Source organism: Streptomyces sp. NPDC055243 (assembly GCF_044544025.1).
Taxonomy (GTDB): domain Bacteria; phylum Actinomycetota; class Actinomycetes; order Streptomycetales; family Streptomycetaceae; genus Streptomyces.
This window is the reverse complement of sequence record NZ_JBITWR010000008.1, coordinates 430,167-441,712: the sequence shown is the minus strand read 5'-3', so window position 1 is coordinate 441,712 and position 11,546 is coordinate 430,167. Positions and strand designations below refer to the sequence as shown.

The window sequence follows — 11,546 nt, the reverse complement described above, 5'->3', positions numbered from 1 at the left end:
ATCCCGGGCGCTGGCCCGGGGGACGGTCAGGGCGGGCGGGGGGCCCCCCCCCACCGCCCCGCCCCTTGACGCACGAGGAAACGGCGCCGCGCCCGCTTCGGCAGAAGCGGGCGCGGCGCCGTCGCGTCATTGGTCCCCGGCTTCCGGGGGCTATCGTGCCGTCTTCTCGGCGATCTTCTGGAACTCACCCAGGTCGTAGTTGGCCAGGGTGGAGTCGAGGTTCGTGAGGGCACCGAGGCGCTCGACGAAACCCTTGGGGTCGTACTCGATCTGGAGTGTCACCCGGCTCGTGGTGTCGCTCAGGCGGTGGAAGGTCACCACACCGGCGTGGTCCACGCCCTCGATGGTGTGCCAGGCGATCCGGTTCTCGGGCACCACTTCGGTCAGCTCGGCGACGAAGTTCTTCTCCGCTCCGGGCAGTTCCAGCTGCCATGCGAAGCGACGCTCGTCCATCGGCTCGACCAGACGTACGTGGCTGAGGAAGGAGGGCCAGCGTGTCACGTCGCTCCACAGCTCCCAGGCGACGGAAACCGGCGCGTTGAGATCGACGGACTCGAGCAGGGACGCGGACATACGCACCTCTTTCTGGACGGGGAGTGGCCGCGGACTCTCCGGGCCGGTGAAGCATGGGCTCCGGTACCCCTTCGGGAACGGACCATGCAAGGACGTCACTCCGCGGGGCGGGCGTCAGGACTTCTGGCCGCCTGAGGCAAGCTCCTTGAGGTCGACGGTCTCGCCGGGCGCGGGCTGCTCAGGACTGACCGCCTTGCCGTAGTCGCTGAAGGTGGCGGTGTTGGGCTGCTCGCCGCCGCTCGACGTGGAGCGCAGGATGTACGGCTTGCCCTCGGTGGCCACGTACAGCGTGAGGGTCTCGCCGCCGGAGGTCTTCTTCGTCAGGCGGATGGCCTCGGCGCCCCCGACGGTCGTCGTCGCGCCCTTCTTCATGCCCTTGCGTTCCGACTTGTCCTTGTCCATGGAAGCCGTGAGCGCCGTCTTGTCGCACAGGTTCTTCGTCGTGGCGTCGTCCGTGGGGGCCTTCACCCACTTGCCCGCCACTTTCGGCACGATCTTGTCGGTTCCGGGCTGGCCCTTGAGGGACGTCTCCCAGTACTTCTCGTCGCCCTTCAGATAGAAGGTGCCCTTTGTGTTGCGCACCTCCGCGGACGCGCCCTCCGACTTGATGGTGCCGTCACAGTTCTTGCGCTGGTCCACCGCCAGATCGACGGACATCGAGGAACCCGCGGACTGCTGCACGGTCCCCTTCATGCGCATCGAGTCGGCCTGCTGAGTGGCCTTGACCGCGTCGGCGGCGATCTGGTCGGCGCTCTTGCCCTCGAACGGCTTGCTCTTGTCGTCCGAGTCGTCGCCACCGCCGCACCCGGCCAGGGCCACGATCGCCGCTCCGGCCACCACGGCCGCCATGCTTCTGCTGCCCCTCACCACGTCTGCTCCTTTTCCGAGGGCGGCTGCGCCCTCCGGTCGTGCCGCGGCCGTCGGGGCCGCGGAACACCCGGTTACCCCATTGCTCCGATAGATCACCGGAAGGGTGATCTCCACTTTCTGCGCCGTTTCCGGACGGGGCGCCGACCCCCGAGCACATGACGGCCGCGCGCCTGGGACGCCGGGCGCTTATGGTGACCGAGCGGCATACGGAGACAGCCATGACGTCAGCCAAGAAGTCACACATCGACCTGGAACAGCGCCTGCTCCTGACCGGCATGGGCAGCTTCGACTGGGACCTGGACAGCGGTGAGCTCAGTCTGGACGCCAGCGCCCTGGCGGTGCTCGACCTGCGTCCCGACGAGTTCCACGGCCTGGTCACCTCCCTGCAGCGACGCGTGCCTCCCGAGGAGGCCGTGCGCATCAGCTTCGCCGTCACCGAGGCGGCCACCACGGGCACCGATCTCTACGGCGTCTACTTCCGTGTCCGCCACCGCGACGGCACACGGCACCTCAGCCACGCCCGTGGCCGCATCCTGCGCGACGACGAGGGCCGGGCCGCGCGCGTGGTGGGAATCCTGCGGACGGCCGCGCAGGACGGGACGGAGCTCGCGGCCACCGACCCCCGGGAGGAGCGCCGCCAGGGCATCGCCCTGATGGTGCAGGGCACCACGGAAGCCCTCTCGCGGGCCGTCACGGTCGACGACGTGGTGGCCGTGCTGTCCGGCGCCAGCGGCCTCGACCGGTTCGCCGCCGACGGCCTGGTCCTGGGCCTGGTCGAGGGGGAGAACCTGAAGCTGATCGCTCTGGTGGGTCACACGATGCAGGTCCTCGACGAACTCAAGCTGCACAAGGTCGACGAATCGCTGCCGCTGGCCGAGGCCGTCCTGACCCGCCAGCCCCGCTTCGTGGGTTCACTGCCCGATCTGGGGCGGCGCTTCACCCGCCTGGGGCCCTACATCGAGGACATGGAGCTCGACTCGGCGGCGTTCTTGCCCCTGGTCGCCCAGGACCGCGCCATCGGCGGCCTCGCGCTCTTCTACCGCGGCCGCAAGGATTTCACCGACGCGGACCGGAACCTGTGCATCGGCCTTTCGGGCATCGTCGCCCAGTCGCTGCAGCGCGCCATGCTCTTCGACGAGGAACGGGACCTGGCCAAGAGCCTGCAGGCCACGATGTTGCCGCGCGGCATCCCCGCTGTGCCGGACTCCGAGGTCGCCGTGCGCTATCACGCCGCCTGGGGCGGTCGTGACGTCGGAGGCGACTTCTACGACGTCATCACCCTGCCCCGCGGACGCATCGGCGTGGTCGTGGGCGACGTACAGGGACACGACACCCACGCCGCGGCCATCATGGGGCAGCTGCGCATCGCCCTGCGGGCCTTCGCCGGCGAGGGACATCCGCCCGCGACGGTGCTCTCGCGCACCTCCCGCTTCCTGGCCGAGCTGGACACCGAGCGGTTCGCCACCTGCACCTACGCCCAGTTCGACCCCGCCACCGGCATCGTGCGCGCCGTACGGGCCGGACATCTGCCTCCTCTGGTGCGGCATGTGGACGGCCGGGTGGGCGTGCCGCGGGTGCGGGGCGGGCTGCCGCTGGGCCTCGCCACCGAGTTCGGCATGGAGGACTACCCCGAGGTGCGGCTCGACCTCGTACCGGGCGAGACCATGGTGCTGTGCACGGACGGCCTCGTGGAGGACGCCGGTCTCGATCTCGACACCGGGATCCAGAACCTCGCCGAGGTGTTGTCCGCGGGCCCCGAGTCGGCCGAGGACCTGGCCGACCACCTGTCGCGCGCGCTGTGGGAGAGATGGGGCAGCAGCGACGACGTGGCGCTCCTGGTCCTGCGCCGGCTCCCCGACCCCGGCACGCTCCAGGAGCCGCGCATCCATCGCTACGTCCACCAGGCCGACCCCGAAGGGCTCGCCGACGCGCGTGCGGCGCTGCGCGAACACCTCGCCTCGTGGGGGCTGGGGGCGGTCGCCGACGACGTCGAGGTGGCGGCGGGCGAACTCCTGGCCAACGCCCTGGTCCACACCGACGGCGGAGCCATCCTCACGCTGGAGGTGCTCACCGGCCCGCCGCGCCGTGTCCGCCTCTGGGTCAAGGACCGCTCCAGCACCCGCCCGCGCAAGAGGTCCCCGGTGGAGACCGCCACCTCCGGCCGTGGACTGCTCCTGGTGGAGGCGGTCGCGTCGCGCTGGGGAATCGAGCCACGCGGCGAGGGCAAGGCGGTCTGGTGCGACTTCGCCGCGCCGGACGCGTGAACCAGCCCGCGGCCGGCCGCGGGGGCGCCCAGCACGCGCGTCGGCCGCTGCCCCGAGGGGCAGCGGCCGACGCGTGCAGTGGGGTCAGGCCTTGTCCTGCATGCTGCTGCGAGCCGGGTTCGCCTGCTCCGCGGCCTTGGGGTCCTTCTCGTTCGCCTTGGCGCGCACGCCCTGCTGGATGCGCTCGCCGATGGACTTGTCGATGTTCGACCAGTACTCGAAGGCCCTGGCGAGCACGGGCTCGCTCACGCCGTTGAGCAGGTGTCCGACGACGTTGTCGACGAGGCGGTCACGTGCGGCGTCGTCCAGGACCTCGCGCACCATGGTGCCCGGCTGGCCCCAGTCGTCGTCCTCGGCGTGATCGACGTAGGCGGCGCGGGTGATGTCGCCGTCCGCGTGCCAGCTGGGCGGGGCGTAGCGGCTGGTGTCGGCCGCCGGGCCGCCCTTGGAGTTCGGTGCGTAGACCGGGTCCTGCGTCTTGTTGTACGCCATGGCCCCGTCTTTGGAGTACGTACGCAAAGGCGCGACGGGAGCGTTGACCGGCAGCTGCTGGTAGTTGCCGCCGATGCGGTGGCGGTGCGCGTCGGCGTAGGAGAACAACCGCGCGAGCAGCATCCGGTCGGGGCTCGGGCCGATGCCCGGGACCAGGTTGTTCGGCTGGAATGCCGCCTGCTCGATCTCGGCGTGGTTGTCCGTGGGGTTGCGGTCCAGGGTCATCCTGCCGACCTCGATCAGCGGGTAGTCGCCGTGCGGCCACACCTTGGTCAGGTCGAACGGGTTGAAGCGGTAGGTGGCCGCGTCCTCGTACGGCATGACCTGCACGTGCAGCGTCCAGCTGGGGTACTCGCCGTCCCGGATGTGCTCGAAGAGATCCCGGGTGTGATAGTCCGTGTCGGCCGCGGCCATCTGGTCGGCCTCGTGCTGCGTGAAGTGCTCGATGCCCTGGTCGGTCTTGAAGTGGTACTTCACCCAGAACCGCTCGCCCTGCGCGTTGATCCACATGTAGGTGTGCGAGGTGTAGCCGTTCATGTGGCGCCAGGTGCGCGGGATGCCGCGGTCGCCCATCAGCCAGGTGACCTGGTGGGCGGACTCGGGGGACAGCGTCCAGAAGTCCCACTGCATGTCGTGGTCGCGGAGGTTGTTGTCCGCCCGGCGTTTCTGGGACCGGATGAAGTGCTGGAACTTCATCGGGTCCTTCACGAAGAAGACGGGGGTGTTGTTCCCCACCATGTCGTAGTTGCCCTCGGTGGTGTAGAACTTCACCGCGAATCCGCGCGGGTCACGCCAGGTGTCCGGGCTCCCGCGCTCGCCGGCGACGGTGGAGAAGCGGGCCACCAGGTCGGTGCGGGTGCCGGGCTGGAAGAGGGCGGCCTTCGTGTAGGCGCTGACGTCCTGGGTGACTTCGAAGTGGCCGAAGGCGCCGCTGCCCTTGGCGTGCGGCTGCCGCTCAGGGATCCGCTCCCGGTTGAACTGCGCCATCTGCTCGATCAGATAGGAGTCCTGCAGGAGGATCGGCCCACCGGCGCCGACGGTGAGCGAGTGCTCATCGCTCTCGACCGGAACGCCGGCGTCCGTGGTGGTCGCCTTACCTGTGACGTCGCTCATGGGTTACGAGTGCCTTTCGGTGGGTGGTGTTCTCTGCGCCGCAAGGGTCTGGCTCCGCGGCTGCGAAGGGCTGTCCGGGAGGACCGGTCTCTGGCGTGGCGGATTCGGCGGTCCGTCGACGTCGAGTCCATCTTGCGGCTTTTCTCCCGGTGTGGCCATTTGTTGTCGACCTCCTGGAGGGGTCTGACCCTGCCGGTACGGGTGGATCTTTCGTCGGACCCCCTCCGAGTGCCCGCCTCGGCGCCGCCGATACGTGGCGAGCCCTTCCGTTTCCTGACGCGGCACGAGGGGGCACGGCGGGCGACCGTTCAGCGGCCGCCGGGGCTGGTGAGGTTCTCGCGGACCTTGGCGATGGCGAAGCCCCAGCCCTGCTGGACGGTCGGCTTGCCCGGCACCGCGATCTCCTCGGGGTTGGTGAGGACGTCCAGGAGGACCGGCCCCGGTGTGGCGAAGGCCCGGCCGACCCCCTCGGCGAGGTCCTCGGCCCGGGTCACCCGGATGCCGGTGATGCCGAGCGCCTCGGCGACCGCGGCGAAGTCCGGGTTGTCGAGTTCGGTGCCGAACTCCGGCAGGCCCGCCTGCTCCTGCTCCAGCTTCACCATCCCGAGCCGCTGGTTGTCGAAGACGACGAGCTTGATGGGCAGGCGCCGGCTGCGGATGGTCATGAGGTCGCCCAACAGCATCCCCAGACCGCCGTCGCCGCAGAAGGCGACCACCTGCCGGTCGTCGTCCAGGAGCTGCGCGCCGATGGCCTGCGGCATCGCGTTGGCCATCGAGCCGAGGTTGTACGAGCCGAGCAGACGCCGGGATCCGCGCATCTCGACGAACCGCGAGAGCCATACGGTGGCCATGCCGGTGTCCGAGGTGAACACGGCGTCGTCGGCCGCGATGGCGTCCACCGCCGCGGCCAGCGCCTCCGGGCGCACCAGGTGATCGCGGTTGTCGAAGGCGGAGCGCACCTTGCCGATCAGCCCGCGGTCGTGCCCGGGCGCGGCAAGCCGCTGCTGGCCCTCCTGCCACTTGGTGAACTTCTCGCGCGCCTCGTCCAGGTGCTTTCGCTCAGTGGTCCGCCCCAGCCGCTCCAGAAGTCCCCGCACCGTGGGGCCGACGTCGGCGGCGAGCGCCACGTCGACCGGGACACGCCGGCCGATGTGCTCGGCGACCCGGTCGACCTGAACGACCTTCTTGCCCTGGGGATACCACTCCCGGTAGGGAAAGTCGGTGCCGAGCAGCAGCAGGGTGTCGGCGTGGTCCATCGCGTGCGCGGCGGCCGGATTGCCGATCAGCCCCGTCTGGCCGACCTGGTAGGGGTTGTCGCCCTCGAAGCCCTCCTTGGCCTTGAGCGTGAGCACCATGGGCGCGGCCAGCTGCTCCGCCAGGGCCAGGACGTCCTCGCGGGCGCCGCGCGCTCCGCGCCCGACCAGCATGGTGACCTTGCCGCCGTCGGAGAGGGCGGCGGCCGCCTCGTCCAGGATCGGGTCGTCGGGTCGGTTGGCGGACTGTGCGACCGAGAGCCGGGTCGGCCGGTCCCTGGGCAGTTCCTGGTCGCCGACGTCCCCGGGGACCGTGAGGACGGCCACGCCGCGGCGCCCGATCGCGCTGCGTACGGCGATCTCCAGCAGGCCGGGCATCTGCTCGGGGGAGGTGACGGTGGCCCGGAAGACGGCGACGTCACGGAAGAGGAGATCGTTGTCGACCTCCTGGAAGTAGTCGGTGCCCACCTCGGCGAGCGGCACCTGGCCGGCGATGGCCAGCACCGGGGTCCCGCTCTTGGCGGCGTCGTAAAGGCCGTTGAGCAGGTGCACCGAGCCCGGTCCCACGGTGCCCATGCACACCCCGAGGGTGTCGGTGAGCTGGGACTGGGCGCCGGCGGCGAACGCGGCGGCCTCCTCGTGGCGGCAGCCCACCCACTCGACGGACTCCGACTCGCGGATGGCGTCGGTGAAGGGGTTCAGGGCATCCCCCACCACGCCGAAGACATGGCGCACCCCGAGTTCTTCCAAGGCGTCGATCGTGACGCGGGCGACATTGCGGGTCATCGTGTTCCTCTCAAAGGGTCGGTGCGTTCGCGGTCCGGGGCCGTGGCCGTCAGACGGCGAAGGTGTCCGGATCGGCGGCCTGCCAGTCGACGGACCAGCTCTCGGGCGGCGCGGCGAGCAGTTCGCCGGGGGACAGCCACTCGTACAGCTCGGCGTAGGACCGGAAGCGGCCGTGGTCCTCGCGGCGCCGCAGCAGGTGCGGGCCCAGATCCGCGGCGTCGCGCACGCCCATCGCGGCCATGATCTGCAGCGCGCTGTGGACGGTGGCCTGCTGGTAGCGCGTGACGCGCGCGGATTTGTCGACGACGTCCAGGGCACGGGCCCGCTGCGGATCCTGCGTGGTGACGCCGGTCGGGCAGCGGTTGGTGTGACAGCGCTGGGCCTGGATGCAGCCGACGGCGAACATCATCGCGCGGGCCGCGTTGGTGTAGTCGGCGCCCATGACCAGGCGCTTGACGATGTCGGAGCCCGTCGCCACCTTGCCGCTCGCGCCGATGCGGATGCGGTCGCGCAGTCCCGTGCCCGTCAGGGCGCTGTGCACGGTGTAGAGGCCTTCGGTCAGCGGCATGCCGAGGTTGTCGGCGAATTCCAGCGGCGCCGCCCCCGTGCCGCCCTCCGCCCCGTCCACCACGATGAAGTCCGGGGTGATCCCTTCCGCCCTCATGGCTTTGCACACGGCGAGGAACTGGGCCCGGGACCCGGGGCAGAGCTTGAAGCCCACCGGCTTGCCGTCCGTCAGTTCCCGCATCCGGGCCAGGAACTGGACGAGCTCGCGCGGGGTGGAGAAGACGCGGTGGTACGGCGGCGAGACGACGGTCTCACCTTCGGGAACGCCCCGCACCGAGGCGATCTCGGCGTTGACCTTGCTGCCGGGAAGGACGCCTCCGATCCCCGGCTTCGCGCCCTGCGACAGCTTGAGCGACACGCAGCGCACGGACGGATGGGCGGCCTTCTCGGCGAACTGCTCGGCGTCGAACGCTCCGTCACGGGTGCGGCAGCCGAAGTAGCCGGTACCGATCTCCCACACGAGGTCGCCGCCGGGCCGCAGATGGTGGTCGGACAGGCCGCCCTCGCCGGTGTCGTGCGCGAACCCGCCGCGTGCCGCGCCCGTGTTCAGGGCCACGACGGCGTTGGAGGACAGCGAGCCGAAACTCATCGCCGAGACGTTGAGGAGGGCCATGTCGTACGGCTGGGTGCAGTCGGGTCCGCCGACCCGGACGCGGGGCGGCTCCTCGGGCACCTTTGACGGTGCCATGGACGGCACGAGGAACTCGTAGCCGCGGGCGTCCATGTCGCGCTCGGTGCCGAACGGTTCCTCGGCGTCGACGCCCTTGGCCCGCTCGTAGACGATGCTGCGGGTGTCGCGGTCGTAGGGCCTGCCGTCGTAGTTGCGCTCCACGAAGTACTGCTGCAGCTCGGGGCGCAGCGTCTCCATGAGGAACCGCAGGTGGCCGAGCACGGGGTAGTTCCGCAGTACGGAGTGCCGCCGCTGGACCAGGTCGTACGTCCCGGTCAGCGCCAGGGCCAGGAGAGGAGCCGCGGCGAGCCACCACCACGGGGAGGCCAGGAGGGCAAGCAGCACCCCGGCCACTGCGCAGACCATCAACAGGCCCACCGTTGCGTAACGCGTCATGGGGCCCATCTGACCCGAATTCGACCGGTCACACGTGCTTGGGGACATCGATCGGTGGGGTGTACATGGGATGGGCGGCGGTCTTCGGGGGGCCCGTCCGACGGCAGGAGTCCGCTATCCCAGGAACGCCGCGGTGGTCGCCACGAACTGCTCGGCGTCGTCGAGCCAGGGATAGTGACCCGCCGACGGCTGCACCACGTAAGTCGCGTCCGGGAACAGTGCCGCGAACTCGGCCACCGGCCGAGGGGGGCTGTTCACGTCGTACTCCCCGGTGAGCAGCAGGACCGGCAGCTTGTGGTGCGCGAGCCGCGCACGCGTGGTCGGCGGGTCGAAGGCGCCCTCCGCCGCGAAGCCGGCGACAGCGTCGTCGTTGGTCGGCCGACTGGCCGCACAGTGCTCCTGTGCGGCGGCGTCCCAGCGGCCGTAGAAGAAGGGGCTGATGGCGTCCCAGTCCGTGCCGGTGCCCTCGGTGATCGCCTCCAGGGCGGCGAACGCGTGCGGGAACCACGGCTCGTCCTTCCGCAGCTGTGTGACCGCACGCCGGGTCTCTCCCGGGATCGCGATGCCGACGGCCCGGGTCCCGGGGCCGATCAGGGCGAGCTTGCCGACGTGCTGCGGGTACCGGGCCGCGTACTGCGTCGCGATGTTCGCTCCGGCTGAGTGGCCGAGAAGGTCCGTCCGGGGGAGTGCGAGGTGCTCGCGCAGCGCCTCGACGTCCTCGACGAGGCGGTCGCACCGGTAGGAGGCGGGGTCCTCGGGAAGGGCGGACCGGCCGGTGCCGCGCGTGTCCAGGACGATCAGCTGCCGGTGCGCGGACAGGCCGCCGAGGTCGCCGAGGTAGCGGGAGTCCGCGGGGCCGCCGGGGACGCAGACGACCGGGTCGCCTTCTCCGTGTACGTGGTAGGCGAGCTGGGTTCCGTCGGGTGCGCGATAGGTGGGCATGCCGCAGATCCTGACAGCCATAACCAGGTTATACAACCTGGTTATGGCGGCGAGGGTGCGGAGCTGTATAACCGAGCCATGGCAGGTAGCGAGGACTCTCACCAGAACCCCGGGGCGCTGACCGAGGGGCAGGCCGAGCGGATGCTCGCCGGCATGAACGAGGTCATCCGTGCGGGCGAGGAGATGCGGAAGCTGCGCGCGGAGATGATCCAGCTGTTCGCCGGGTTCGGTTGGACGCAGGACAAGATCGCCGAGCTCGCGGACATGAGTCAGCCGGCCGTGTCCAAGCAGATGGCCAAGTCCAGGACGGGCGAGCGGCAGCCGCCGATGGAGCTCCACCTCGACCAGCGCGACCTCCCCTGGCTGGAGGGGCGCCTGTGGGGCCTTGCCGAGGAAGTCTCCGAGGCCCTGGACGACCGTGCCCACTGCGCCCGCTGCGTCAACGCCCTGGCCCGCGGGAAGAAGCGCTTCACGCCCCAGAACGTCGACGAGCTGCGGCGGCTGCTCGAAGAGGACCTGAGGCAGCATCAGGCACAGCTGCCGGGCAGCCACCGGCGCGCGTACGACGAGATCAGCCGCCGCCTCGACATCCCCGCGAAAGTCACCGCCACCGGCTCGCCCTCCGTGCGGCGCACCCTCGCCCGTGAGATCCAGCGCGATCGGCTCGGCGACGGGACCTGAGCCGGAAGCGGTCAAGATTGACCCTTGTTTCTGTCACTGAATTGCACTCCGTCATGGGTCTTTCAGCTCCATAGAGTGGTGATCACAGCAGCGGCGAGGCCGCTGCGGAACCGAAGGGGACACCACCATGAGCAGCACGAACGCCGACTTCGCCGCCCTCCTCACCCGCGCCGCGGAGGCCGAGACCTCCGCCGACCCGAGCAGCGTGATGACCCTGCTGGCGGACACGGACGGGCCGGACGGCGGGTTCACCACCTACCGCTCGACGTTCTCCGAGGGGGCCGTCGGTGCTCCCGCGCACTTCCACACCAAGGCCACGGAGCTGTTCTTCGTCATCAGTGGCTCCCTCCGGGTCCTGGTGGGTGAGGAGATCACCGTCCTGAACGCCGGCGACTTCCTCGCCGTGCCTCCCCACACCCCGCACGCCTTCGCCGCGGCCCCGGGCTGCACGGCCGACGTGCTGTTCGTCTTCACCCCCGGCATGGGCCGCTTCGACTACCTGCGCCTGCTCGGCAGCGTGATGCGCGGCGAGACCGACCCGAAGAAGATCGCGGAGTCCTCCGAGCGCTACGACAACCACTACGTCGACAGCCCCGTCTGGCGCGAGGCACTCGCCGCCTCATGAAAGGACGGCGGCGTCCGGGGTGTGCGCGCCGCAGTGGACGGATTCTCCGGGGAGCTCCGGATGCAGAGGGCCCCTCCGCGTACGCGACGGGCGCCGATGGCTGGGCTCCTTCCGGGAGTCCGCGTACTGGAGCTCGCACCGCGACACCCCGTCAAAGACACCACCAGGAAACGCACTTGGCGGGTAAGTGTGGGGGGAGTGGGCGTCCCTGCCCGGTCGCGGTTGGTGATTCTGGCGGGGGCGATCCGTGGCAGGTTTCGAAAGCGGGTGCGAGTACTGGCGGTAACGTCGGCGTTCCTCTCCCTTCTTCACCG

General features: G+C 70.3%; 9 protein-coding genes. 3 read left to right on the top strand and 6 right to left on the bottom strand.

Annotation, left to right across the window (positions count from 1 at the left end):
• Window positions 1–150 precede the first annotated feature (150 nt).
• Together ACIGXX_RS25235 and ACIGXX_RS25230 are read right to left on the bottom strand one after the other, a co-directional pair.
• On the bottom strand, window positions 151–573 hold the full coding sequence (locus ACIGXX_RS25235; RefSeq protein ID WP_351165783.1) for an SRPBCC family protein: 423 nt from the start codon (window positions 571–573) through the stop codon (window positions 151–153).
• Between the two features lie 114 nt (window positions 574–687).
• Window positions 688–1,440, bottom strand: coding sequence for a hypothetical protein (locus tag ACIGXX_RS25230; RefSeq protein ID WP_361474652.1), 753 nt, complete (start codon window positions 1,438–1,440; stop codon window positions 688–690).
• 221 nt (window positions 1,441–1,661) lie between these two features.
• Here ACIGXX_RS25230 and ACIGXX_RS25225 point away from each other — a divergent pair, with 221 nt between their 5' ends.
• Window positions 1,662–3,707, top strand: a complete 2,046-nt coding sequence (locus ACIGXX_RS25225; RefSeq protein ID WP_399978945.1) for a SpoIIE family protein phosphatase — start codon at window positions 1,662–1,664, stop codon at window positions 3,705–3,707.
• 84 nt (window positions 3,708–3,791) lie between these two features.
• On the opposite strand, the gene ACIGXX_RS25220 is transcribed toward ACIGXX_RS25225, so the two are convergent.
• From ACIGXX_RS25220 to ACIGXX_RS25205, 4 genes are all read right to left on the bottom strand, one after another.
• Window positions 3,792–5,312, bottom strand: coding sequence for a catalase (locus tag ACIGXX_RS25220; protein ID WP_351165790.1), 1,521 nt, complete (start codon window positions 5,310–5,312; stop codon window positions 3,792–3,794).
• 308 nt (window positions 5,313–5,620) lie between these two features.
• The gene (locus tag ACIGXX_RS25215) at window positions 5,621–7,351 is read right to left on the bottom strand and encodes a thiamine pyrophosphate-dependent enzyme (RefSeq protein ID WP_366462850.1); all 1,731 of its coding nucleotides are present in this window, start codon (window positions 7,349–7,351) and stop codon (window positions 5,621–5,623) included.
• A 49-nt stretch (window positions 7,352–7,400) separates the two neighbouring features.
• Window positions 7,401–8,984 carry an FMN-binding glutamate synthase family protein gene (locus ACIGXX_RS25210; RefSeq protein WP_399978941.1) on the bottom strand — a complete coding sequence of 528 codons (1,584 nt, stop codon included), beginning with the start codon at window positions 8,982–8,984 and terminating at the stop codon, window positions 7,401–7,403.
• Between the two features lie 114 nt (window positions 8,985–9,098).
• Window positions 9,099–9,926: an alpha/beta fold hydrolase gene (locus ACIGXX_RS25205; RefSeq protein ID WP_399978938.1), complete on the bottom strand. Its 828-nt coding sequence runs from the start codon at window positions 9,924–9,926 to the stop codon at window positions 9,099–9,101.
• A gap of 78 nt (window positions 9,927–10,004) precedes the next feature.
• Here ACIGXX_RS25205 and ACIGXX_RS25200 point away from each other — a divergent pair, with 78 nt between their 5' ends.
• Together ACIGXX_RS25200 and ACIGXX_RS25195 are read left to right on the top strand one after the other, a co-directional pair.
• Window positions 10,005–10,607, top strand: coding sequence for a sigma-70 family RNA polymerase sigma factor (locus tag ACIGXX_RS25200; protein ID WP_351165800.1), 603 nt, complete (start codon window positions 10,005–10,007; stop codon window positions 10,605–10,607).
• 127 nt (window positions 10,608–10,734) lie between these two features.
• Window positions 10,735–11,232, top strand: coding sequence for a cupin domain-containing protein (locus tag ACIGXX_RS25195; RefSeq protein ID WP_351165803.1), 498 nt, complete (start codon window positions 10,735–10,737; stop codon window positions 11,230–11,232).
• Window positions 11,233–11,546: the final 314 nt, after the last annotated feature.